The organism is Pseudomonas sp. 91RF, from assembly GCF_003576265.1.
GTDB lineage: Bacteria > Pseudomonadota > Gammaproteobacteria > Pseudomonadales > Pseudomonadaceae > Aquipseudomonas > Aquipseudomonas kribbensis.
Window position 1 is genome coordinate 1 of the sequence record NZ_QWFC01000055.1, and the last position, 24380, is coordinate 24380.

Annotated in this window: 24 protein-coding genes; 11 read left to right on the forward strand and 13 right to left on the reverse strand. The window is 61.4% G+C overall.

The genetic code is table 11. The features are described from left to right. Nucleotides 1-301: 301 nt before the first annotated feature. Together DXT77_RS28520 and DXT77_RS28530 are read right to left on the reverse strand one after the other, a co-directional pair. Nucleotides 302-730 carry a hypothetical protein gene (locus tag DXT77_RS28520; protein ID WP_119430033.1) on the reverse strand — a complete coding sequence of 143 codons (429 nt, stop codon included), beginning with the start codon at nt 728-730 and terminating at the stop codon, nt 302-304. A 555-nt stretch (nt 731-1285) separates the two neighbouring features. Then, complete coding sequence (locus DXT77_RS28530) at nt 1286-1726, reverse strand: hypothetical protein (protein ID WP_119430035.1); 441 nt, start codon at nt 1724-1726, stop codon at nt 1286-1288. Between the two features lie 296 nt (nt 1727-2022). Here DXT77_RS28530 and DXT77_RS28535 point away from each other — a divergent pair, with 296 nt between their 5' ends. Further along, nucleotides 2023-3882 carry an ABC transporter ATP-binding protein gene (locus DXT77_RS28535; protein WP_119430036.1) on the forward strand — a complete coding sequence of 620 codons (1860 nt, stop codon included), beginning with the start codon at nt 2023-2025 and terminating at the stop codon, nt 3880-3882. Nucleotides 3883-3919: 37 nt separating this feature from the next. Further along, the gene (locus tag DXT77_RS28540; RefSeq protein WP_119430037.1) at nt 3920-4984 is read left to right on the forward strand and encodes a YncE family protein; all 1065 of its coding nucleotides are present in this window, start codon (nt 3920-3922) and stop codon (nt 4982-4984) included. Nucleotides 4985-4987: 3 nt separating this feature from the next. On the opposite strand, the gene DXT77_RS28545 is transcribed toward DXT77_RS28540, so the two are convergent. The 4 genes from DXT77_RS28545 to DXT77_RS28560 all read right to left on the reverse strand — a co-directional run bounded on the left by DXT77_RS28545 (nt 4988) and on the right by DXT77_RS28560 (nt 11437). Beyond that, a complete protein-coding gene (locus tag DXT77_RS28545; RefSeq protein WP_119430038.1) occupies nt 4988-8065 on the reverse strand; it encodes an efflux RND transporter permease subunit in 3078 nt (1025 codons plus the stop codon). After that, nucleotides 8062-9228 carry an efflux RND transporter periplasmic adaptor subunit gene (locus tag DXT77_RS28550; RefSeq protein WP_119430039.1) on the reverse strand — a complete coding sequence of 389 codons (1167 nt, stop codon included), beginning with the start codon at nt 9226-9228 and terminating at the stop codon, nt 8062-8064. The genes DXT77_RS28545 and DXT77_RS28550 overlap by 4 nt, the downstream gene beginning before the upstream one ends. Next, nucleotides 9225-10643: an efflux transporter outer membrane subunit gene (locus tag DXT77_RS28555; RefSeq protein ID WP_119430040.1), complete on the reverse strand. Its 1419-nt coding sequence runs from the start codon at nt 10641-10643 to the stop codon at nt 9225-9227. Before DXT77_RS28555 ends, DXT77_RS28550 begins: the two co-directional genes overlap by 4 nt. Nucleotides 10644-10747: 104 nt before the next feature. Beyond that, the gene (locus DXT77_RS28560; protein WP_114882989.1) at nt 10748-11437 is read right to left on the reverse strand and encodes a response regulator transcription factor; all 690 of its coding nucleotides are present in this window, start codon (nt 11435-11437) and stop codon (nt 10748-10750) included. Between the two features lie 117 nt (nt 11438-11554). Between DXT77_RS28560 and DXT77_RS28565 the strand changes: the two genes are divergently transcribed. After that, nucleotides 11555-12247, forward strand: a complete 693-nt coding sequence (locus DXT77_RS28565) for a response regulator transcription factor (RefSeq protein WP_119430041.1) — start codon at nt 11555-11557, stop codon at nt 12245-12247. After that, nucleotides 12225-13598 (forward strand): sensor histidine kinase KdpD, encoded by a 1374-nt coding sequence (locus DXT77_RS28570; protein WP_119430042.1) that lies wholly within the window; start codon nt 12225-12227, stop codon nt 13596-13598. The genes DXT77_RS28565 and DXT77_RS28570 overlap by 23 nt, the downstream gene beginning before the upstream one ends. A gap of 13 nt (nt 13599-13611) precedes the next feature. Here DXT77_RS28570 and DXT77_RS28575 read toward each other — a convergent pair whose 3' ends face one another. Continuing rightward, complete coding sequence (locus DXT77_RS28575) at nt 13612-14529, reverse strand: LysR family transcriptional regulator (protein WP_119430043.1); 918 nt, start codon at nt 14527-14529, stop codon at nt 13612-13614. Nucleotides 14530-14595: 66 nt separating this feature from the next. On the opposite strand from DXT77_RS28575, the gene DXT77_RS28580 reads away from it, so the two are divergent. After that, nucleotides 14596-15213 carry a LysE family translocator gene (locus tag DXT77_RS28580; RefSeq protein ID WP_119430060.1) on the forward strand — a complete coding sequence of 206 codons (618 nt, stop codon included), beginning with the start codon at nt 14596-14598 and terminating at the stop codon, nt 15211-15213. A 125-nt stretch (nt 15214-15338) separates the two neighbouring features. Continuing rightward, on the forward strand, nt 15339-15758 hold the full coding sequence (locus tag DXT77_RS28585) for an organic hydroperoxide resistance protein (protein ID WP_119430044.1): 420 nt from the start codon (nt 15339-15341) through the stop codon (nt 15756-15758). A gap of 13 nt (nt 15759-15771) precedes the next feature. On the opposite strand, the gene DXT77_RS28590 is transcribed toward DXT77_RS28585, so the two are convergent. Together DXT77_RS28590 and DXT77_RS28595 are read right to left on the reverse strand one after the other, a co-directional pair. Next, the gene (locus DXT77_RS28590) at nt 15772-17202 is read right to left on the reverse strand and encodes an amino acid permease (RefSeq protein WP_119430045.1); all 1431 of its coding nucleotides are present in this window, start codon (nt 17200-17202) and stop codon (nt 15772-15774) included. 108 nt (nt 17203-17310) lie between these two features. After that, nucleotides 17311-17769: a GNAT family N-acetyltransferase gene (locus DXT77_RS28595; protein WP_256663059.1), complete on the reverse strand. Its 459-nt coding sequence runs from the start codon at nt 17767-17769 to the stop codon at nt 17311-17313. 186 nt (nt 17770-17955) lie between these two features. Between DXT77_RS28595 and DXT77_RS29970 the strand changes: the two genes are divergently transcribed. Further along, a complete protein-coding gene (locus DXT77_RS29970; RefSeq protein ID WP_178083507.1) occupies nt 17956-18117 on the forward strand; it encodes a hypothetical protein in 162 nt (53 codons plus the stop codon). 99 nt (nt 18118-18216) lie between these two features. Here the strand turns inward: DXT77_RS29970 and DXT77_RS28600 are convergent, their stop codons facing one another. Beyond that, the gene (locus DXT77_RS28600) at nt 18217-18642 is read right to left on the reverse strand and encodes a cupin domain-containing protein (RefSeq protein WP_119430047.1); all 426 of its coding nucleotides are present in this window, start codon (nt 18640-18642) and stop codon (nt 18217-18219) included. 122 nt (nt 18643-18764) lie between these two features. Then, nucleotides 18765-19661 (reverse strand): transcriptional regulator GcvA, encoded by an 897-nt coding sequence (locus tag DXT77_RS28605; RefSeq protein WP_119430048.1) that lies wholly within the window; start codon nt 19659-19661, stop codon nt 18765-18767. A 107-nt stretch (nt 19662-19768) separates the two neighbouring features. Here DXT77_RS28605 and gstA point away from each other — a divergent pair, with 107 nt between their 5' ends. After that, nucleotides 19769-20380, forward strand: a complete 612-nt coding sequence (gene gstA, locus DXT77_RS28610) for a glutathione transferase GstA (protein WP_119430049.1) — start codon at nt 19769-19771, stop codon at nt 20378-20380. 23 nt (nt 20381-20403) lie between these two features. On the opposite strand, the gene DXT77_RS28615 is transcribed toward gstA, so the two are convergent. Then, on the reverse strand, nt 20404-21090 hold the full coding sequence (locus DXT77_RS28615; protein WP_119430050.1) for an alpha/beta hydrolase: 687 nt from the start codon (nt 21088-21090) through the stop codon (nt 20404-20406). A 168-nt stretch (nt 21091-21258) separates the two neighbouring features. Here DXT77_RS28615 and DXT77_RS28620 point away from each other — a divergent pair, with 168 nt between their 5' ends. Then, nucleotides 21259-21855, forward strand: a complete 597-nt coding sequence (locus DXT77_RS28620) for a paraquat-inducible protein A (protein ID WP_119430051.1) — start codon at nt 21259-21261, stop codon at nt 21853-21855. Next, nucleotides 21852-22523, forward strand: coding sequence for a paraquat-inducible protein A (locus DXT77_RS28625; protein ID WP_119430052.1), 672 nt, complete (start codon nt 21852-21854; stop codon nt 22521-22523). Before DXT77_RS28620 ends, DXT77_RS28625 begins: the two co-directional genes overlap by 4 nt. Nucleotides 22524-22533: 10 nt before the next feature. Here DXT77_RS28625 and DXT77_RS28630 read toward each other — a convergent pair whose 3' ends face one another. After that, nucleotides 22534-23283, reverse strand: a complete 750-nt coding sequence (locus tag DXT77_RS28630; RefSeq protein ID WP_114882976.1) for an SDR family NAD(P)-dependent oxidoreductase — start codon at nt 23281-23283, stop codon at nt 22534-22536. Nucleotides 23284-23448: 165 nt separating this feature from the next. Between DXT77_RS28630 and DXT77_RS28635 the strand changes: the two genes are divergently transcribed. Beyond that, the gene (locus tag DXT77_RS28635) at nt 23449-24345 is read left to right on the forward strand and encodes a LysR family transcriptional regulator (protein WP_119430053.1); all 897 of its coding nucleotides are present in this window, start codon (nt 23449-23451) and stop codon (nt 24343-24345) included. Nucleotides 24346-24380: the final 35 nt, after the last annotated feature.

The following is a 24380-nucleotide window of genomic DNA, read 5'->3' on the forward strand; positions in this document are numbered from 1 at the left end:
AATACTCGATCCGTTTCGTCGGTAACCACCACAACACTGTTGTTCGAATGCAGGTCTATGCCACAGAATTTCATCACGGCCTCCTACGCAAAAGACTAAGTTCGCACCTTGAATTTTGCGCCACCTCCGTGAGGTGGGGAGGCCGGCCAGATGATTCTCAGATTTATTTTTCTGAAATAGAAATAAATCAGTCCCCTTTATCCGTCCCCTTTATCCTATGCCACGAAATCATTCCTTCGGTATCAAAAAACGCTGCTGTCCTGGAATAGCTTTCGCGCCAGAAGCACAGCGACCCGGACGGTCAATCTTCCAGCTTGGGCCAATTGAATTTGTAGTTGAGAGGCGGGAGTTCAAAATGCTCTGCCAGGTAGAGTGCCAACATTTCTCCTTCCTTGGCGTAGGCAGTCGCCTTGTCAGCCGTCGGATACCAACTCACCCACAATGAATCCAGAGGGAACACCTTCTCGAACGATGCGTAATTAAATCGCCAGCCTGCCATGTGGCCCGCAGCGCCTGGATTCCTGGCGCACCGCACGAATGCAGCCAGTCGGCGCCGAAGATTGTCGGATTCGCCGATAGTCAAAACACCATGTTCATCCGAACCCACTGCGCGTTGAATCTCCCTGTCTGCACAAATGATGTACGCGCCCGGCACCGCTGGAGCGCTTCCAAAGTGCTCCGTCAGCTTGAGCCATTCAGGCTCCCATCCTTGCCAACTCTTGACCTTCATCGCTTGCCTCCCACAAATGAAGGCACAACGATATCACGACCGACATCAATCCTGATGGGCGAATTCTTCGGTAGCTTGCTACCCAGGAATTCGGCAGTTCTCGTACGCCTCAAGAGGCAGCCCCGACCTGGAGCCAACAACAACGCCGGTCAACCCGCAATGCGGGCAACAGGCGTGCCTTTCGTTGTGCCACTTTGTGATTTGGGCGGGTTCAGACCATTGGCCGCAAGCGCTGCAAATGCATCTGTCACTCGCGTTGATTTCGTCACGATTGTTCCAACCGTGATCGCTGGCCGACTCGTCCAGCCACTGTAGACGCTCCGATGTTGCATCATCCATTGAACAGACCTGATCACTCATTTACATGGCGCGATTCTAACGCAGAGCCTCTCAGTCGGTATTGGCGCGTGACTTCCCACAGGCGACACGATACTGCCGGTTGACCTTTCGAAGGTGGAGCTGGCAAGCCCGGTTGACAGCATCCGGGGTATCGGGCTCGCCCAGGTCGCGGCGATTTGACACCGCGACCGGCGCACAGAAATGAAACCGGAAACCTTACGCGACCGCCCGCTCATGCTCGCTCTCATGAACATAAATCCACGAAATACCAGATGGTGAGTTCTCATCAAGACGCATGAGCGCGGAGTCGACTTTCTTCTTGGTGATCCCGTCCTTGACCAGATCGAACACCGTCAGGAAAAAGCCACCGGGCAGCGGCGTGATCGAGAGATTGGTGATATGCGATTCGGGGCTCCCGGCACGCTTGCCATGCAGGCCCCAGAGTCGTTCCCAGTAGTCGGCCCGTTCCATGATCTGGCCATCCGTGAGCACCACACGAAAATCGTCCGCCAGCGCATCGTACAAAGGTTTAATGGCGCCTTCCGATTGCGAAGACATGCCGCGTGACCACGGGAAAAACAGGTTGTACCAGCGATACACCTCCGCTTCGACGAGCGCTGTTTTGTCTGAGGTTTCGAGTACTCGATTGCTTGCCATCTGCGTTCTCCTTAACAAGTGAAAAGGCGCGGGATCTCCGTTACGCATCGAACGAACGATGCCCCGCGCCTTTCAAGATCCATCCTGAAAGCTGCGTCACCGGGCTCAGCTAAAGTAATTGTTTCCCAAGTGCTGCTGTCACTTCGCTGACCCGGATAAAAAATAGTCTTTACCCTGTTGGATAGTATTGAGAACTGACCAATGGTTAAAGATGGCCGAGCGATCGCTGTCCTCCTATCCGGGGCCAGCGGCGAAGATGGCATACTCCCCTGAACCTGATCATTTCGGAGACCCTTATGCTTCGCGTGTTTGAACGCAGGCTCGATCCTTTCCCGCCCGACGAGGCGCCGCCACCGCCCGTTGGCCTGATGCGTTTTCTGTGGGCTTGTACCCGCGGTGCCCGTGGTTACGTGTTTGCGCTGGCGCTGCTCAGTGCCAGTGTGTCGATCTACGAAGCCTGGCTGTTTTCGTTTCTCGGGCAAGTGGTGGACCTGCTCTCGACCTGGCAGGCCGGCGGCGCCGTGAGCGGACAGGAAAGCCGTGTGCTGTGGGGTATCGCCATCGTCCTGCTCACCAGCATCGGCCTTGTGGCATTGCGCACGATGGTCCAGCACCAGATTCTGGCGATCAACCTGCCGCTACGCCTGCGCTGGGACTTCCATCGCCTGATGCTGCGGCAAAGCCTTTCGTTCTTTTCCGACGAGTTCTCCGGTCGGGTCACGACCAAAGTGATGCAGACCGCGCTGGCCGTACGCGAAGTCCTGTTCACGATCATCGAAATCGCTCCCGGTATCGGCGTTTATTTCATTGCGATCATCGCTTTGGCCGGTGGGTTTGCCCTGAAACTGATGCTGCCGTTCATTGCCTGGGTCGCCCTGTTCGGGCTGGCGATGCTGTACTTCGTGCCGCGCCTTGGACAGGTCGGGCAGGAACAGGCCCATGCGCGCTCGTCGATGACGGGGCGTATTTCCGACGCTTACACCAACATCACCACCGTCAAACTGTTCTCGCACTCCAACCGTGAAGCGCACTTCGCACGGGCGGCGATGGAAGACTTCAAGCTCACCGGTTTTCGCCAGATGCGTCTGGTCAGTCAGTTCGAAATCGTCAATCAGGCCCTGGTGGTCGGTTTGATCCTGGGTGCCGGCGGCTATGCCCTGTGGCTCTGGCATCAGGGTCAGGTCGGTGCGGGCGCGGTGGCCGCGATCACCGCCATGGCATTGCGGATCAACGGCATGTCCCACTGGATCATGTGGCAGATGACCTCGCTGTTCGAAAACATCGGCACCGTACAGGACGGCATGGCCACCCTCACCCGTGGCCCCAAGGTACAAGACGCGCCCGACGCCGGCGTGCTGGTGCCTACCGGCGGCGCGGTGACCTTCGACAAGGTGCACTTCAACTACAACGGTGAGCGCCAGGTGCTCGACGGCTTGAGCCTGCACATCCGCGCCGGGGAAAAAATCGGTCTGGTGGGCCGCTCCGGGGCCGGCAAATCGACGCTGATCAACCTGCTGCTGCGCTTCTATGACGTCGACAGCGGTACGATTCGCATCGACGGGCAGAACATTGCGCAGGTGACACAGGACAGTCTGCGCAGCGCCATCGGCATGGTCACTCAGGATACGTCGCTGCTGCACCGTTCGATCCGCGACAACATTGCCTACGGACGCCCGGACGCCACCGATGCGCAGGTTCACCGCGCTGCGATCAACGCCCAGGCCGACGGTTTCATCAGCCAACTGAGCGACCGCCAGGGCCACACCGGTTACGACACCCTGGTGGGCGAACGCGGCATCAAGCTGTCCGGCGGTCAGCGCCAACGTATCGCCATCGCCCGGGTGATGCTCAAGAACGCGCCGATCCTGCTGCTCGACGAGGCCACCAGTGCGCTGGATTCCGAAGTCGAAGTCGCCATCCAGGAAAGCCTGGATGAAATGATGCAAGGCAAGACCGTCATCGCCATCGCCCATCGGCTGTCGACGATTGCCGCCATGGACCGACTGATTGTCATGGACGAGGGCCGCATCATCGAACAAGGCACCCACGCCGAACTGCTGGAACGAAACGGCACCTACGCGCGGCTCTGGCAGCATCAGAGCGGCGGGTTTCTCGGTGAAGATCAAGGGCTGGATGAAGCAATGGACCGGGCGTGAACCGTTCCTGCCGAACACTGAAATTTTGAGGTTTTGAATGGTATTTGCAAAAACCTGGCGAGCGCTTGCCGTCCTGACGGTCTGCCTGTCCGGCGCCCAATATGCCGAGGCCGACGCGCCGCTGCTGTACACCCTGAACGCCGCCAAGGCATTGCCCGGTGACGGTCACAGTTGGGGCTTCGCCGCCCTGCAACCCCAGAGCGCGCAACTGTTCGTGGCCCGCCGCGAAAACGGCCTGTCGGTGTTCGACGTCGACCAGCAGAAACTGCTGAAGACCCTCGACAACTCAACCGGCGCCAACGCCGTCGCCTTCGTACCGGAACGCAACCGCGCCTATGTCGCCAACATGGATGGCACGCTCGGAGTTGTTGCGCTGGATCGTCTGCAAGTCCTGCAACGGCTCAAGCTCGATTCAGGCAACCTCAACAACCTGGTTTACGATGCCAGCCGCGACCGGCTGATCGTCACCAGCGGCCGGCGCGGCGATCATTCGACGCTGTATCTGATCGATGCCAAGACCGATCGCCTGACCGATGCGGTGGACATTCCTGCGCAAAAACTCGATGGCCCGGTGATCCTTGAAAACGGCCATTTCATCGTCCCCATGCGCGACGAAGATAAAGTCGCCGTACTCTCAGGGGCGAAGCTTGAACAGCAGCAATTCTGGACATTCAAGGCTTGCAGCAAACCCAGCGCACTGGCCGTGGACGAACCGCGTCAACGCCTGTTCGTGGCCTGCCGTGGCGCTGACCCGATTCTGGTGGTCGCCGACCTGAAAACCGGCAAGACCTTGAGCACCCTGCCCATCGGCCGCGCCGTGAATGCGCTGGCTTACGATCGGGAGAAAGACCAGTTACTGATACCCAGCGGCGCGGACGCCAGCCTTGCGATTGTCCAACGCGACGATCAAGGGCAATACCAGTTGCGCGGCAGCGTCGGAACCCGGCCATGGGCGCACAACATGGTGCTGGACGCCCAACGCGGTCAGGCCTACCTGTTCACCGCCGACTTCACCCAGCCCGCGCCGAGCCGGGAGCAACCCAAACCTGACCCGGCATTTCACCCCGACACCTTCACCGTCCTGACCTATAAGGCTCAGTAAGCGTCAGGAAGCCTCAATGACCTCGGCGGCGTGTGCCTTGCGCCGCCGACGCTCGAACCACAGGTAAACCACCGGCGTGGTGTAGAGCGTCAGGATCTGCGAAACCGCCAGGCCACCGACAATCGCAATGCCCAGCGGCTGACGCAATTCCGAACCGGCACCGTGCCCGAATGCCAGCGGCACCGCGCCCAGCAATGCCGCCAGCGAAGTCATCAGGATCGGCCGCAAGCGCAACAGGCACCCTTCCCTCACCGCTTCACGCGGAGACAAACCACGCTGCTGCGCCTGCAGGGTGAAGTCGACAATCATGATCGCGTTCTTCTTGACGATGCCGATCAGCAGAATGATCCCGATCATCCCCAGCACCGACAGATCCTGCCCGCACAGCATCAAGGCCAGCAGCGCGCCGAAACCGGCGGACGGCAAGGTCGAAATGATCGTCAGCGGGTGGATCGCGTTTTCATACAACACGCCGAGCACGATGTAGACCGTCAGGATCGCCGCCAGAATCAACCACGGTTGCGATTTCAGCGAATCCTGAAATGCCTGGGCGGTGCCCTGAAAACTGCCCGCCACGGTGTCAGGCATCGCGACCGCCAGTGACGCCTGATTGATCGCGCTGACCGCCTCGCTCAAGGCATGCCCCGGCGCGAGGTCAAACGACAGGGTAATGGCCGGGAACACCCCCTGATGGTTGATGATGATCGGCACCTGCTCGGTCTTGAGGCTGGCCAGCAGGTTCAAAGGCACCAGCGCCCCGGAGCTTGCGCGAACAAACAGATGTTCAAGGGTCGCGGTGGACGTTTGCCAGCTCGGGTCCAGCTCCAGAATCACATGGTTCTGATCCAGCTGGGTGAACATGGTCGCGATCTGCCGCTGGCCAAATGCGTCATAGAGCACGTCATCGATGGCTTGCACGGTCACGCCCAGGCGCGCAGCGGTCGGACGGTCGATCACCAGCGTCGATTGCGGGATGGCCTGCTGCTGATCGGAAGTCACATGCTGCAATTGCGGCAAGGTCTTGAGTTTGGCCAGCAGCACCCCGCTCCAGTGATCCAGCTCGACGCTGTCCGGGTCCTGCAGGGTGTACTGATACTGGGTCTTGCTGGCCCGGCCGCCGATCTGGATGTCCTGGTTGGCCTGCATGAACACCTTGACCCCGGACAACCCGTCCAGCGCCGGCTGCAAGCGCTGGATCACCTGCGCCGCACTGGCCGTCCGCTCACTGAACGGCTTGAGGTTGATCATCACCTTGCCCTGGCTGACCGTCGGGTTCGGGCCGATCCAGAAATACACCCGTGCTACCGCCGGATCCTGACCAATGATCTCCGCCGCACGGTTGACCTGGGCGCGCATGGCCGTCGGCGAAATGTCCGCCGCCGCTTCCGCCACACCTTGAATCAGACCGTTGTCCTGCTGCGGAAAGAAGCCTTTGGGAATCCCGACATACAGCACCGCCGTGGCCGCCAGCGTGGCGATGGCCGCCGCCATGGTGATGCGCTGATGATCGAGCACCCAGTCCAGGCTGCGCCGGTAGCCGTTGTGCAAGCGGTCGAACACCCGCTCGCAGGCCTGGGCAAAACGCCCCTCTTCCTGATCGGCATGGGGTTTGAGCAGCCAGGCGCAGAGCATCGGGGTGATGGTCAGAGAGACGATTCCGGACATGATGATCGCCACGCTGACGGTCACCGCAAACTCGCGCATCAAACGCCCGACGATGCCGGACATCAACAGGATCGGCAGGAACACTGCAATCAACGACACCGTAATCGAGACGATGGTGAACCCCACTTCGCGCAAACCATCGACCGCCGATTGCAGGCGCGACTTGCCCATTTCCAGGTGCCGGACGATGTTTTCCATCACCACGATGGCGTCGTCCACCACGAACCCGACAGCAATCGCCAAGCCCATGATCGACAGGTTGTCGAGGCTGTAACCGAGCAGATACATGACGCCGAACGTGGCCACCAGCGACAGCGGAATCGTCAGGCTGGGAATCAGCGTGGCAGTGGCCTTGCGCAGGAACACGAAGATCACCACGACCACCAGCGCAATCGACAGCAGTAAGGTGAACTGCATGTCATTGACCGACGCTTCGATGGTCTGGGTACGGTCGCCCACCACTTGCACCTGCACGTCGCGAGGCAAGGACGCGGTCAGCTCGGGCAACTTGGCCTTGATCGCGGCGATGGTCGACAGCAGGTTAAAACCCGGTTGCTTGTGGATGTCGACGATGACCGTCGGTTCGCCGCCCAGTTGCGCGGCTTGCTGGGTGTCCTCGGCCCCGGCGATGACCCGGCCAAGGTCGCCCAGTTTGATCGGCATGCCGTTCTTGTAAGCGACGACCTGATCGCGATAGTGCTGCGGATCGAGCAACTGGTCGGTGGCGCCAAGGGTGATCGAACGGCTCTGGCCATCGAGGGTGCCCTTGGGCTGATCCAGAGTGCTGACGCCAATGACGCTGCGTACATCTTCAAGTGTCAGACCGCGAGCGGCCAGCGCATCGGGATCGATCTGCACGCGCACCGCCGGTTTCTGCTCACCATGGAAATCCACCAGCCCGACACCCGGCATTTGCGACAGACGCTGGGCAATGTAGTTGTCAGCATAGCGATCGAGCTCCGGCAGCGTGCGGGTCGGCGACGTCACCGCCAGCGACAGCACGGTGCCTTCCGCCGGGTTGACCTTGTTGAAGGTCGGGGCGCTGGACATGGTCTTGGGCAGATTCGGCGTGGCGGTGTTGATCGCCGTCTGTACGTCCTGGGCGGCACCGTCGATGTCCCGCGACAGGTCGAACTGCAGCACCACCTGGGTCTTGCCGGCGGCGCTGGATGAAGTCATTGATGTGACTTGCGGCACGGCGGCAAAGGCTCGCTCCAGCGGCGTTGCCACCGACGAGGCCATGGTTTCCGCGCTCGCCCCGGAGAGTTTGGCGGTGACCTGAATGGTCGGGAAATCCACCGTCGGCAGCGGCGCCACCGGCAACTGGAAGTACGCGAAAGCCCCCAGCAGCATGACGCCGAGCGCCAGCAGGCTCAGGCCCACACGCCGTTGAATCAGTCCGGCCAGCGCATTCATCGGGCGGCCTCCGCCAGATCGACGCTGGTGTCAGTCTTGACCGGCATCACCTTCAACCCCGGCGCCACCCGCGACTGGCCCTGCACCACAACGGTTTCGCCGGCATTCAGGCCCTGACGAATCCACTGCTTGCCGTCCACCACATTGGCGGCGTCCACCAGACGCGGCTGTACCCGCTGATCGGCATCGACCACATAGACGAAATTGCCCTGACGCCCCAATTGCACGGCATCGGCCGGGACAACGGCCACGTCGCGATGGGTCTGCACCAGCAGGCGCGCACTCACCAGTTCACCCGGCCACAGTTTGGCGTCAGCGTTGTCGAACTGCGCTTTGAGCTGGATCTGCCCGCTGGCCGCCGTCACCTGACTGTCGATGAAGCTCAGATGACCTTTGGCGATTTCCTGCTGGCCATCGCGGGTCATGGCGACCACTTGCAAGGCACCTTTGGCGTTCTCTTCGAGGATCTCCGCCAGTTCGTCCTGGGACACGGCGAACGCGACGGAAATCGGATTCATCTGGGTAATCGTCACCAGCCCCGTCGCCTCGGCACCGTGGGCAATCGCGCCGACATCCAGCAGACGCTGGCCGGTGCGGCCGGTCAGCGGCGCCTTGACCTGAGTGAACTCCAGTTGCAGCCGCGCTGCATCCAGCGCCGCCTGGTCGGCCTGCACGGTCGCCTGTTGCGCCGCCAGTTGGGCGCGGTAAGTGTCGACGTCCTGAGTCGGGCCAGCCTTGGCAGCGGCCAGTTTGCTCGCGCGGTCGAGATTGACTCTGAGGTTCGCCAGTTGCGCCTGATCCTTGGCCAGCAGCGCCTGAGCCTGGGCGACCTGGGCCTGATAAACCCGTGGATCGATCACCGCCAACAGGCTGCCGGCGGTGACGGTCTGCCCTTCGTTGAACAGGACTTTCTGCAACTCGCCGTCCACCCTCACCCGCACATTGACGCTGTTGAGCGCCTGCACATTGCCAATGGCACTGATCCACACCGGCAGATCCTGTCGGCTGACCTTGCTCATCTGTACAGGGATCGCACCGGCATCAGTTTTCACCGGCGCAGCGTGAGCCTGTTTGATCCATTGAAAACCGCCGACGGCCACCGCCAGCGAAAGAGCCGCGACGCCCAGGAAAACGGTGCGACGACGTGGGTGCAGGACAGTCATGGATGAGTCACCTGAACAGAAGAATTGAGTGCGAGGGCGTCAGCGGAAAAGTCCCCGCCCAGGGCGCGGAACAGGCCGACCGCCGCTTGAAGGTGTTGCAGACGGACCTGCAACAGCGTGTCTTCGGCCTGATATTGCGTGCGCTCGACGATCAGTAGCGTCTGGAAGTCGGTGGAGCCGAGGCGGTAGCGAACCTGCGCCAGACGCGCCGCTTCCCGCGCCGAATCCACTGCCGAGGCGTTCAACGCGTAACTCTTGTCGAGTTCGCGGGCGGCGCTGATCTGGGTTTCGACGTCTTGCAGGGCTTCGACGATGGACTCGCGATAACTGGCGGTCAGTTCCTGAACGTGGGCCTGATCGAAATGCAGTTGGCCCTTGAGTTGGCCCCCGGCAAACACCGGTTGCCCAAGGGTGCCGATGACACTCCAGATCTGCCCGCCGGCGAGAGTGTCGATGCCGCCCAGCAGGTCCAGCGACAGATTGGGCAGGAACGCGGCACGGGCCACGCCGACATCGAAGTTGGCAGACTTCAGCCGCGCTTCGGCAGCCTGAATGTCGGGCCGCTGACGCAGCAGGCCGATGGGCAGACCGGTCGCCGGTTGCGGCACCTGCACGGCGCCGAGACTGTCGCCCTGCAAATGGAAGCCCTCGGGCGGCGCGCCGACCAGCACCGCCAGTTGATACAGCGCCTGATCCCGTTGTTGACGCAGCGGCGGCATTGCTGCTTCAAAGGTCTGCATGGCGTTGCGCTGCTGGGCGACTTCGAGATTGGAAACGGCGCCCTGACTGGCCTGGATTTCCACCAGATCCAGCACCTGACGGGCATCGTCGGCGATGGACTGGGCCAGACGCAGGCGCTCTTCCAGCGACAGCACCTGAAAGTAACTGTCGGCGATGCTTGCGCTCAGGCTCATGCGCAGGGTCTGGGCATCGAACGCGGTGGCGTTGGCCAGGGCATCGGCGGAATCGGCGGCCGCACGCTGCTTGCCCCAGAAATCCACTTCATAGGTCGCTTCAGCGAATACGCTGCGTTTTTGCGTGGTGCCGTAGTTGTTCTGGCGCTGATAGTTGCCGCCCAGATTCAGCGCCGGATATTGCCCGGCGCCGGTGACCTGCGCGGAGGCCCGCGCCTCGTCGATACGGCTGATCGCGGCTTTGAGGGTGAAGTTGGAGGCCAGCCCGCGATCGATCAACTGATCCAGCTCGGCGCTGTGAAACTCGCGCCACCATTGACCGCCCGCAGCGGATTGACCGCCAGTAGCCGCGTTCCACTGTTGGGCCAGCGGCAACTCGGGCTGCCGATACGCGGGCACCATCGAACAGCCGCCGAGGGTCAATACGCCCAGCAGAAGCAGCGTCGCCGATGATTGAAATGCAACGCGCCGTCTGCGCGCCTTGGTCTTTGGAACCGACATGAGCAAGCTGTCTCCCCGCTTGAGCCTTTGTGGAGCGATCCACGAATGCGGCGAAGATAGCGAGGGGTGCCTGCCAGAGCGTTCCCCGGCAGATAAACTTTTGTTTAGCCTTGCTCGGGCGTCGTCTGGAAGCTGTAACCGGCGCCGGGGATGGTCCGGATCAGCGAATAGTCGAAACCGTCATCGAGTTTGCGCCGCAAACGGTGGATGTGTTTGTCGATGACGTTGTTGTTGGGGTCGAAGTCGTAGTCCCAGGCACTGTCGAGCAGCATGTCGCGGGTGACGATCTGGCCGCTGTGGCGCATGAGCTTTTCCAGCAATAGGGCTTCGCGGTGCTGCAAAGCAATCACCTTGCCCCGGCGTACGGCCGTGCGCGTGGCGCAGTCCAGCTGCAACTCGCCGACCACCAGTTGTCGCGCAGGCCCCGCGACCTGATCGCGCCCGCGCAGCAAGGCTTCGAGCCGCGCCAACACTTCGGCGAAGGCATAAGGCTTGGCCAGATAATCATCACAACCGGCCTGCAAACCTTCGACCTTCTGCTCGGTCGAGGCCTGGGCGCTGAGCATCAGGATCGGCACCCGCACCTGTCGAGCGCGCAAGGCCTTGATCAGGCCGATGCCGTCGAGGCCGGGCAGGCGCCGATCGACGATCAACACGTCGTGAATGCCTTCCAGCGCCATGTCCAGACCGCTGTTGCCATCGCCGGCGACATCGACCACATGCCCGCTTTCGCTCAAACCGCGCAGCAGGTAAGCGGCGGTCTGGGCATCGTCTTCAACCACGAGAATGCGCAAGGCACCTACTCCATCAAGCCAACCTGAACTTTTATTTATCCGGCGGGAACGTGGCGCAACCGCAGGCTTTGCCACACTATGCCATCTCTGCCTGATGATGTGAGTGGTTCAAAAGCCATGACCCATGTTCTGGTCGTCGAGGACGACTTGCCCACCCGCCGCGAAATCGAAGCGGCGCTGACTGACCACGGCTTCACCGTGAGCAGCGTCGACAATGGCCGTGAAGGCCTGTTGAAAGCCCTCGGCGAACCGTTCGACCTGATCGTGCTCGACCGCATGCTGCCCGGCGGCCTCGATGGTCTGGGCGTGCTCACCGCGTTGCGGGCCGCCAGCGTGAACACCCCGGTGCTGATCCTCAGCGCCCTGAGTGCGCTGGATGAACGGGTACGCGGATTGCGTGCGGGCGGCGACGACTACCTGACCAAACCATTCGAATTCATCGAGCTGACCGCCCGCCTGGACGCCTTGAACCGACGTCGGGCCGAACCAGTGGCCGTGACTCAGGAAACCCGTCTGAAGGTCGGTAACCTGGACGTCGATCTGCTGAGCCGCACCGTACGCCGTGGCGAGCGCACCATCGATCTGGTGCCCCGGGAATACGCATTGCTCGAACATCTGGTGCGCCACGCCGATCAGGTGGTGACCCGCACCATGCTGTTCGAAGCGGTGTGGAATTACAGCTATGACGAACGCACCAACGTGATCGAAGTGCACATGAGTCGCCTGCGTCGCAAGGTCGACGGCGACGGCGAGCCGCCGATGATCCATACCATTCGTGGAGCCGGGTATGTCCTCCGTTCACCTGAGTGAAATCCCGCGCACCATCAGTTTTCGCACGGCGTTGCTGTTTCTCGGGCTGTTCGGCTGCTCGTTTCTGGCGCTGTTCGGTTACGTCTACTGGCAGACCGCGTTCTACCTTAAGACCGAGGCCGACACCGCCCTGTATCGACAAGTGGAAAACCGCAGCGCCCAGCCGCCGGAACTGCAATTGCAGGAAATCCGCAAACACGCCCTGCAGGATGTCGAAGCACGCCTGCCCCACAGCCTGTTCGATGCCGACGGCAAATTCATTGCCGGCGTGATCAAAGAACTGCCGCCCTTCTCCGCCTACGACAAACCGCAGGAGTTTCGCTGGCTCAAGTCCAACGGCCATCACCGGCCGGTGCGCTTCATCGTGCATAAACTGGCGGACGGCAAAACCCTGCTGGTCGCCCAGGATGTCCACGACATCCGCGAGTTCGACGAACTGCTGATCAACGCGCTGATTTCCGGTGGCCTGCTGCTATTGCTGGTGGGGTTGCTCGGCGCCGTGGTGCTGGGTTATTCGGCGCACCGGCGGCTGGACAAGGTCAGTCGCTCGATCAAGGGCATCATCGAAGGTGATTTGAAAGGACGTTTGCCGGTCAAGGGCAACAACGACGACATCGACCGCCTCGCCTCGGTGGTCAACGGCATGCTCGATGAGCTGGAGCGTTTGATGAGTGAAGTCAAAGGCGTATGCGACGACATCGCCCACGACCTGCGCACTCCCCTCACACGCCTGATCGCCGGCCTGGAACGCACCCAGCGCCGGGGTCTGGATGAAGCGCAATACGCCGCCAGCATCGATGCGGCGCTGACCGAGGCCAAGGCCTTGCTGCTGACCTTCAAGGCCCTGCTGCGGATTTCGGAAATCGAAAACAGCGCCCGGCGCAGCCACTTCGCGCCGCTGGACCTGAACCTGATCAGCGCCGATGCCGCCGAACTGTACGACCCCCTGGCCGAAGAGCGCGGCATCAGCCTGACCATCGAAAACAGCCAGGCCCCCGCGATCATGGCCGGTGACGCACAACTGCTGTTCGACGCGCTGTGCAACCTGCTCGACAACGCCATCAAGTTCTCGCCCGACCACAGCCAGGTGCGCCTGAGCGTGATTGCCGATCAGGACAACGTCGGAATCCGCGTCACCGACAACGGGCCGGGCATTCCTCCGGCGGAGCGTGAGGCGGTGTTGCGCCGGTTGTACCGCGCCGAATCCAGCCGCCATACGCCGGGCAACGGATTGGGTTTGAGCATGGTGTCAGCGGTTGCGCGCCTGCATGACATGCGAGTGACGGTGAACGATGCGGCGCCGGGATGCCGGATTGATTTGCTGGGCAAGGCAACGCCGGCCAGCCATTGAAAACTGGCAGGCCTCAACCCACCGTCCGCAACCACTCCAGCAAATCCAGTTCCAGACTGCCCGGTTTGGGAGGCGCAGGCGACAGCAGGCAATAATGTGAGCCGTCTTCAACGAAGCCTGCCGGTGCGGCCAACACCCCGCTTTCGATATCGTCGCGGACCAGATGCCACGGACCAATGGCCACGCCCAGGCCAGCGACAGCCGCCTGAATGCTGAAATAGAAGTGTTCGAAAGACTGCATCTGCGTCGCAGGAACCGGCTGGCCCGCTGCGGCGGCCCATTCTTGCCAGGCCGTAGGTCGGCTGCTCGTTTGCAGAAGAGGCGCCGTGGCACGCAGGCCTTTGGCGCTTTTATCGAACCACTCACCGACCTTATCCGGTCGGCAGACTGGCCCGACCTTCTCGGCAAACAAGCGCTCGGCGTGGTAACCGGGAGGCCGGGGGAAATCGTCGCGGCGAATGGCCAGGTCGATTCCCTGTTCAAACGAAAACGGACCGCCACCGGCCACCAGATGAATGTCCGGGCCGCGATGTTGTTTCTGGAAATCACTCCAGCGCGGAATCAGCCAGCGCATCAACAGCGTCGGTTCGCACGACAGGACCAGCCGCCGCGTACGACGCGCCTCAGTGCGGATCTCGCGGACGGCCTGGTTCATCACCCCCAAACCTTCGCTCACCGCTTTCAGCAGTCGCCTCCCCGGCTCAGTCAGGAAAACCCTTCGCTGGCGCCGCTCGAACAGGTCAACGCCCAGATCCTCTTCAAGCAGACGCACCGCCCGGCTGATGGCGCCGGGTGTCAAATGCAGCTCGTCAGCCGCCCGGGCGAAATTCTCGAACCGGCCGGCGGATTCGAAGCAACGCAGCGCCAGCAGAGACGGCATTCGCCCCTCGGAAAACGGTGAGTCAGATTCACCATTTGCTTCAGAAATCATCGTTAGTTCCAGCGTTTGGTATCTGTAAACATGGCTTTCTATCACCAACCCACCCAAGGTTCCATCATGAACGAATGGATAGTCGTAATCACCATCACCCTGCTGGCATGCATCAGCCCCGGACCGGACTTCGCCCTGGTCTCGCGCAACGGCTTGCTGCTCTCTCGACGCGCAGGCGTTCTCACCGCGATGGGCATTGGTCTGGGCGTGCTGGTGCATGTCGGCTACACCCTGCTCGGGCTCGGATTAGTGCTTCAACAATCGCCCTGGTTGTTCAATGCACTGAAACTGACGGGGGCTGCGTATCTGGTTTATCTGGGCATCAAGATGCTTCGCTCCAGACCTGACGTTCAGCAGCCGGATGCTGCGTCACCTGCCCTGTCGGACCTGGCCGCGTTGCGTTCAGGTTTTCTCACCAATGCGTTGAACCCCAAAACCTCGATTTTCATCGTGAGTCTGTTCATGGGGGTCGTCCGGCCGGACACCGGCCTGCCGGTACAAATGGCCTATGGGGTGTTCATTGCCGGGGCGCATGTGCTGTGGTTCAGCCTGGTGGCGCTGTGTTTCTCCGCCGGGAGAGTGCGGGAGAAATTGCTGGCGGCACGGCAGTGGATTGACCGGGCGTTCGGCGGCCTGCTCGTGGGCTTCGGGGTTCTGCTGACGCTGTCTCAGCGATCAGCCTGAACGCATTGCTACACAGCGATACATAACCCCCAGTTCATGACACATCCCCGGTACATGCCGCTGCAAAAGTGTGGGCCATCGGAACCTTCCCTCCGACTCCACCACTCACACAGGCAGGTATTCTCATGATCAATCAAATCGACACCGTGCTGTACACCGGCAAAACCCGCACCACCGGCGGACGCGATGGCGCCTCGCGCAGTTCCGACGGCAATCTGGACGTCAAGCTGTCGCCACCGGGTTCCAACGGCAGCGGCACCAACCCGGAACAGCTGCTGGCGGCCGGCTGGTCGGCCTGTTTCATCGGCGCCATGGGCAAAGCGGCGGCGGCGCTGAAGATCAGGCTGCCGGCGGATGTGGCGGTGGAAACCGAAATCGATCTGGGCAAGACCGGCGAGGCGTTTTTCCTACAGGCACGCTTGAATGTCAGCCTGCCGGGGCTGGAGCCTTCGGTCGCCCAGTCGCTGGTGGAAGCTGCGCACCAGACCTGCCCTTACTCCAAGGCCACGCGCGGCAACATCGACGTGACCCTGCGGCTGATCTGAATCCCGATCCTTCCTATACGCCCGAGGCAGTGCCTCGGGCGTTTTGTTTGACTGGAACAGACGAAGTCGCCGGCCCATGCTGACGCGCGGTCACCAGCCCGATAAAGGAAATCGCCAGCGCCAGGCCAATGGTCGACGTCACTTCCAGACGATGCTCCGGCGTCAGCATCATCACCTCGAGCGCGGCGCAGATGAAGGCCATCACCAGATAGGTCAGCCAGGGAAACAGCCACATGCGAAAGGTCAGCTCGACATTCTGCCGGAGCAGCATCCGGCGCATGCGCAGCTGTGAAACCGCGATCACCAGGTACACCAGCAACGCAATGGCACCGGAACTGGCGAGCAGGAACTGAAACAGGCCGGCGGGCATGAAGTAGCTGAGCAACGTCACCCCGGCGCCGATGACGCTGCTGGCAATCACCGCGGCCCTCGGCACGCCTGCGCCGGAAGTCACTTTCAACGCCTGCGGTGCATCGCCGCGAAGCCCCAGGGAAAACAGCATGCGCGAAGCGATATAGATCGAAGAGTTCATGCAACTGGCCACGGCGATCAACACCACTACATCGACCATGAATTTGGCGTGGGGAACGTTCATCAACTCCAGTGCGCGCTGATAGGAACCGACGGACGCCAGCAGCGGATCGTTCCAGGGCACCACGGAAATCACCACGAAAATCGACAGCAGGTAAAACACGCCAATGCGCCAGATTACCGAGCGCGTGGCCTTGGCGATGTTCTGCGCCGGATGGTCCGATTCGGCAGCGGCGATGGTCACCGCCTCGGTGCCGATGAAACTGAACATGATGGTGATAAAGGCGCCGACCACCGCCGACAGGCCATTGGGGGCGAACCCGCCATGTTCTTCCATCAAGCGGCTGAGGCCGCTGGCTTCACGCTCGGGAATCCAGCCCATCAGCACGGCGAAACCCACGCCGATGAAGCCGATGATCGCCACGACCTTGGCCATGGCGAACCAGAATTCGAACTCGCCGTACTTGGAGACGCTGAACAGGTTGGTGATTACCAGCAGGATGATCGACACCAGTGCAAACAGCCACGCATCGACCTGGGGAAACCACTGACTCAAGACATGCCCGGCGGCCAGCGCCTCGATGGGAATGACCAGCACCCAGAACCACCAGTAGAGCCAGCCGATGGTGAAGCCGGCCCAGCGGCCAATGGCCTGATCGGCGTAGGTGGAAAACGAACCGGTGTCCGGTCGGGCCACCGCCATTTCCCCCAGCATGCGCATGACCAGCACCACCAACAGGCCGGAAAACAGATACGCCAGCAACACCGCCGGCCCCGCCGCCGCAATGGCGTGCCCGGAACCGACAAACAACCCCGCGCCGATGATTCCTGCAATTGACAACATGGTCACGTGCCGAGGCTTGAACCCCTGCGCCAGTTGACCGCTCGATTCCTTCGAATTCAGGCTGTTCATTGTTTTTGTTGTTCTCTGATGGACGCCTCACCTTACGTGGCTGAAGTTGAACGCAAATAGCTCGAGTGCGGCATGCCGATGCCTGATTTCGACATGCCTAGGTGACGGTCAGCGAGAACCGACAAGCGTTTTGCGCATGAAAACCCGGGCAAATCCGTCCTCGGTGGCGCGATGGGTTTCCACAAAACCGAGTTTTTCATAGATGGCGACGTTCTCGGTCATTCGCTCGTGGGTGTACAGCCGCACCGCGTCGCAACCGAGGCTCAGCGCATGGGTTTCACAGAAGGTCATCAGCACTTTGCCGAGGCCCTTGCCCTTGTGCCGGGGCGACACGGCGACGTTGATCAGCAGCAGCTCCTTGCCTTCCTGGCTCATCACCAGCACACCGAGGATTTCATCGTTGTCGGCCAGCACGAACGTGTCGGTTTCACGCAGCACTTGCTCGTAGTCATCGAGCATCGGCGCGGGTTTGCGGCCGATTCGCGGGATGTAAGGGCTGTAGGCCTCATCGACCAGTGCGGCGATGGGCGCGGCATCTTCGGGTCGGGCGTGGCGGAGGGTCTGCAAGGGGAGCCTCATCAGTAGTGGTGAATGAGGCGCTCAGCATGCGATGGATGACGATCCCGGAGCAAATCCACCGCCTCCCCCGTAGCACAATCGAAGCGCCCGAGGATGAACATACGTTCACCAAAAACCTCACCGAATGCGTCTAGTCTGCGGGTTCCAACATAGTGACTACAGGAGTAACCCACCATGTTCTCGCACGAAAGCATCCCGCTGATCATCCTTTTCATCATCCTGCTGCTTGGCGTGCTGACGGCTGTTTTGCATCCGGCGCATGCGTTTTTCAGCTGGCTCAAGCGGCGCAAACAAAAGGCATCTGCCGGGGTTGTGAAAGAGGTGGATGCGCGCTGAAGTTCTTTCAGTTTGAATCGGGCGGCATCAGCCTGCGTTGAATCCGCCGACAACAAAAAAGGCCTGCCACATTGGCAGGCCTTTTCAGTATCCCGGTCGTTATTGCTTAAGGATCAACAACGGCTCGCCCTTCTTGACGATATACGTCGCCAATTCCGAGCCCTTGTCATTGCCGACGTTTTTCGCGATGTGCGCCACACCTTCCGGGATGAACAGCGAGTCACCCGCCTTCAGCGTCACCGGTGCCCGGCCTTCGAGCTGGTATTCGAAGGTGCCGCTGATCACGTAAGCAACTTCAACGCCCGGGTGGGCATGTCGGGGCGAGGTGATGCCCGGTTCAAAATCGACCCGTGCCTGGATCACTTCGCGATCCGCAGCACCCAGGACCTGATGGACCAGATCCGTGCGGCTCAGGCCTTGTTGCCAGCTCTTCGCCGGGGCGGCAGATTGAGTGTCGGCGGCGTGTGCAAGGCCGGTCATTGAAACCAGTACGGCGGCTGCGGTCATCAGGAGTGTGCGGCGCATGGTGTTGCCCTCTTGGAAGTAGTGAAGTGACGCCTCTACTTTGAGGATGGCATGTACCGGGAATGTGTCCCGATATCGGCGCTTGTTAGCTCACTGTGTATAAGGGCGGGATTGATACACGCTCATACAACTCGCACCACCTGCGACAGCCACTGCCTGAAGGCGACGATCTTTTTCGAGCCGGCGTTTTCATGGGGCGTGACGAAGTAGAAACCCGAGTCGGACTTGAGCCGCAAATCGAACGGCGCCACCAGCCGCCCCGCGCGTAAATCGTCCTCGACGTAGGTCGATCGCCCGATGCACACGCCCTGCCCGTCAATCGCCGACTGCACCGCCATCATGGCCAGGTCGAAGGTCAGGCGCGGGCCTTTGGCCGAGGGTGACGGTTGACCTGCGGCGTTCAGCCAGGCGTTCCAGTCATCGGCGGTCTGCCCGCTGACGTGCAGCAAAGTGTGCCGGGCCAGATCGGCCGGCGTTTTGATCGGGTCCGGCCCGGTGAGCAAACGCGGGCTGCACACCGGGAATATCTCGTCGGCCATCAGCCAGTCGGCGCGCAGTCCCGGCCAGTTTCCTTTGCCGTAGCGGATCGCCGCATCGATTCCGCCCTTGCGAAAGTCCACCAGCTCGGTGGATGCACTGATGCGCACATCGATCTCGGGAAACGCCTCACGAAAGGACGGCAGACGCGGCAACAGCCATTTCGACGCCACCGACACCAAAGTACTGATCGTCAGGACGCTTTGATTGTTCGCCTCCAGCAAACGCTCCGTCGAATGGCGCAGTTCCATGAACGCCGAACGAATACCGGGAAAATAGGCGTTGCCCTCTTCCGTCAGCGCCAATCCGTCCTTCAAGCGCATGAACAGGCGCACGCCAAGTTCTTCTTCAAGGCGACGGATCTGATGGCTGATCGCGGTTTGCGTGACGTTCAGCTCTTCGGCGGCGCGGGTAAAGCTCAGGTGTCGGGCCGCGCATTCGAAGGCTCGCAATCCGTTCAGCGACGGTAGTCGGGTGAGCATAGGGCTTCTTCAGTCCATGAGATTTTGTCATACGCTAGCACCGCAGATGTCCTTTGCGAAGCGCCGCCAAAATCCCGGATTCTGGGCGCTCATTTGAAGGAGAACCCATGAAACTGTACTTCGCCCCCATGACCTGTTCGCTGGCCCCGCACATTGTGCTGCGAGAACTGGCGCTGCCGTTCGAACTGATCCGGGTCAACAACCGGACCAAGCGCACCGCCGACGGCCGCGACTTTCGCGAGATCAATCCGAAGGGTTATGTGGCCGCACTGATCCTCGACAACGGCGAGGTGCTGACCGAAGGCCCGGCGATCCTGCAATACCTCGCCGACCTTGCTCCCGACCAGAGACTGGCCCCGGCCAATGGCACCTGGGAGCGCTCACGCCTTCAGGAGCACCTGAATTTCATCAGCTCGGAAATCCATGGCGGCAGCGCGCCGCTGTTCAGCAGCGAAATCCCGGAATCCACTAAAACGATCTTCAAACACAAACTCTTCAAACGTCTGGATTACCTGAACCGCGTCCTTGCGACCCAACCCTTTCTGATGCAGGCGTTCGGCGTGGCGGATGCCTATCTGTTCACGGTGCTGAAGTGGTTGCCGACATTCAGCATCGCCATCGAAGACTGGCCAGCGCTGGCGAACTACATGACGCGTATCGCCGAGCGGCCCGGCGTGATGGCTGCGATAGCGGAAGAGGAAGCCACGCAACCGGTGTGAATCGCCCGGTTGCGTGGTCGTTGTCAGGCCTTGGCGGCCTCGTCGATCAGCGCCGCCACTTCGGCGGCGCGGGAGGCCAGCGAGGCGTGGCTGGCGTCGAGGGTGATGACTTTCTTCGCGTTGAGCCGGGCCGACATGCGTTTCTGGTTGTCCGGATGAATCATGTGGTCCTGACTGGAAATCTGATACCAGGACGGCTTGTGCTTCCAAGCCGGATCACTGATGACATCGCCGAAGGTGCTGGCCAGCGGCGCTTTCTGGGTGACGGCCATCACCAGCGCCTCATCCGCCGGCAGGTCCTGGCAGAAGCTTTCATGGAACTTGTCGGCCTTGAGCCAGAGGAAACCGTCACTGTCCGGGGCGAGATTCGGCGCTGCGGCAGGCAGATGTTCCTGAGTGATGCCGCCGGGGCTTTCGCCCTGATCCGGGGCGAACGCGGCGATGTACACCAGCCCCGTCACGTTGGGTTGATTGCCGGCCTGGGTGATCACCGCCCCGCCGTAGGAATGCCCGACCAGCAACACCGGCCCGTTCACTTGCGCGACCATTTTGCGCGTGCGCTCGGCATCGTCGGCCAGCGACGTCAGCGGCATCTCCACCGCCTGAATTGCGCGGTGGCCCTTGCGCGACAGTTCGACAATGACCTTGCCCCAATGCGCGGCCCCGCCCCAGAACCCGTGTACCAGCAAAATCGTCGGTTTTTCACTCATGGCCCTGCTCCTGCTCGTAATGAATTCGGCGCCAAGGAGTATGGAACGCTTCCACAAACCCGGCGGGCCGGCAGACCAAAGGTGCATTTCGGGATGTGACAGTTGTCGGATGCCCCAACGCGCCTATATTGAAGAAGGTTTCAGCCGTCCCCCCCCACCGAGTGCCCCATGGCCACGACCGAGCACCTGATCATCTGCGAGCATTGCGACTGCGTGTATGAAAAGTCCACGCTCGCCGCTCATCAGAAAACCCTCTGCGCTCGCTGCGGCGGCGTGCTTCAGCGCCATAACAACCTGAGCGTGGAGCAGCGTCTGGCCCTGAGTTTTACCGCCGCGATGCTGTGGCTGTTCGCCAATTTCTACCCGGTGATGAGCATCAGCATGAAGGGCCTGAAAAACAGCGCGACCCTGTGGGATTCGGTGCTGGCCCTGAGTCAGGGGCCGATCACCTTCATGGCGATGGTCGCAGCGATCTCGATCATCATCGCCCCGGCCTTTCAATTGGTTTTGCTCATCTGGGTATTGAGCTTCGCCCTCGCCTCGCGCCGCTCGCCGGCCTTCAAACTGTGCATGCGCTGGCTGGAAGCGCTGCGGCCGTGGAGCATGCTCGAAGTGTGCCTGCTCGGGGCGATGGTGGCGGTGTTCAAACTGGCGGGCATGCTTGATGTGATCCCCGGCATCGGCCTGTTTGCGCTGGCCGTGCTCAGCCTGTTGCTGATCCGCGTCGCCGGACGCGACATACGTGATTTGTGGGACATCCTGTGAAACGACCACCGACCGCCAGCGAACTCAACCTCTGCCTGTGCCACAGCTGCGGGCTGGCCTGCGACATGACCGACGAACCGCACCAGTGCCCGCGCTGCGACGCACCGCTGCACCGGCGCAAGACCAACTCGCTGGCCCGCACCTGGGCCTACATGTTCGCCGCCCTGGCGTTTTACGTGCCGGCGAATCTGCTGCCGGTGATGAACACCGTCATGCTCGGTAACGGCGCCGACAGCACCATCATGAGCGGTGTGCTGGAGTTCTGGGAACACGGCGCGTGGGACATTGCGCTGATCATCTTCATCGCCAGCATCGCGGTGCCGGGCATCAAGTTCATCGCGCTATCGCTTTTATTGATCACCGTGCAACGGGACAGCCACTGGGCGCGCCGGGAACGTTCGAAGCTGTACCGGTTCGTCGAGTTGATCGGCTACTGGTCGATGCTCGATGTGCTGGTGGTCGCGCTGGTGGCGGCGCTGGTGAAGTTCCAGGCGCTGGGGGATATCGAGCCGCGACCGGGGATTCTGTTTTTCGGGCTGGTGGTGGTGTTCACCATGCTCTCGGCCATGAGCTTCGACCCGCGCCTGATCTGGGACAAGGCGCCGGCCGAAGAAACCGATGAAACAGACGAGCCCCGGCACTCGAACGAACAAGTGCCGGGGCATTGAGTGTCTCCAATCAGATCTGCGCGGTGCCGCCGTCGACGAACAGTTCGATGCCGTTGACGAAGCTGCTGTCATCCGAAGCAAGGAACAACGCAGCCTTGGCGATCTCGCTCGGCTCGCCCAGACGCCCGATCGGCACCACCGACGCCAGTTGATCGAATAGACCCTGCGCGTGTTCCGCCGGCACCAGACCTGCCAGACCTGGCGTACGCACCGGGCCGGGGCTGATGGCGTTGACGCGGATGCGCCGGGGTTTCAAGTCCAGCAGCCACGACCGGGCGAAGTTGCGCACCGCGGCTTTGCTTGCGCTGTAGACGCTGAAGTTTTCCGTGCCTTGCACCGAGGTGGTCGAGGAAGTCAGCAGGATCGAAGCGCCATCGCGCAGCAGCGGCAGCGCTTTCTGCACGGTGAACAGCGTGCCCTTCACGTTGGCGTCGAAAATCCGGTCGAAGTGCTCTTCGGTAATCGAACCCAGCGGCAGCATGTCGCCGCCACCGGCATTGGCGAACAGGATGTCGAGGTGCCCGGCCTTCTCGGCAATTTCGCGGTAGATGCGATCCAGATCGTCCAGTTTTGCCACATCGCCCTGAATGCCGATGGCTCGAGGGCCGATGGCGGCGACGGCTTTGTCCAGCTCGGCCTGACGACGGCCAGTGATGAATACCGTGGCGCCCTGGGCGACGAACTCCTGCGCCGAGGCCAGGCCGATGCCGGTGGTGCCGCCAGTGATCAGTGCGATTTTGCCTTCAAGTCTGTTGCTCATGATGAATCTCCAGTAACCGTTTCGGGGAAGGTGACGGGTCGTAGGTGAGCCGTTGAAAGCGATTTTAGGCCGATGGATTGATTTGAAAAATCCGCAAAATCGGTTTTGTTTGTACACAGACATGCACAATACTCATCACCGACTTCAATCCTTGAGTGCAGCCCGATGAATCAGTTACTGGCGATCCGCGTGTTCGCCCGCGTCGTGGAAAGCGGCTCGTTCACCAAAGCCGCCGACTCGTTGAACCAGCCGAAAACCACGGTCAGCAAACTGATCGGGCAACTGGAAAGCCACCTCGGTGTGCGTCTGCTGCAACGCACCACCCGACGCCTGACCGTCACCGCCGACGGCGCCTCCTATTACCAGTTGACCCAGCAACTGCTGCATCAACTGGACGACATCGATCAGGGTTTCAGCCAGGCCCAGGGCTTGCCCCGTGGCCGGATTCGCGTGGACATCGGCGGCTCGACCGCGACCATGCTGGTGATTCCCGAACTGCCGAAGTTCTTCGAGCGCTACCCGGATATTCAGGTCGATCTGGGCGTCAGCGACCGCCCGGTGGACTTGATCAGCGAGCGCGTCGACTGCGTGATTCGCGGCGGCCCGCTGACCGAACAGGCGCTGGCTGTGCGCCGCCTCGGCGAAGTGTCCTGGACCACCTGCGCCACACCCGACTATTTGCAGCGCCACGGCACGCCGATGCATCCGATCGATTTGGCCCGACATCAAATGATCGCCTATCGCTCGGCCTCCACCGGGCGCATCCTGCCGTCGAACTTCCAGCGCAACGGCGAACGCCATCAGATCGAAGGCAAAGGTCTGGTCAGCGTCAACGAAAGCAACGCGCATCTGGCGGCCGGATTGGCGGGGCTGGGGATCATTCACACATTCAGCTACACAGTCAGGGCGGCCATCGAGCGCGGTGAACTGGTGCCGATCCTCACCGACTGGCGCCCGCCGGCGTACCCGTTCCACCTGCTGTATCCGCCGAACCGCCACCTGAGCAACCGCGTGCGGGTGTTCATCGACTGGCTGGTGGAGCGCTTCGCGCAGGTGGACTGAGCCTCGCTGTCGCGCCGATTCGTCTAACCTGACGT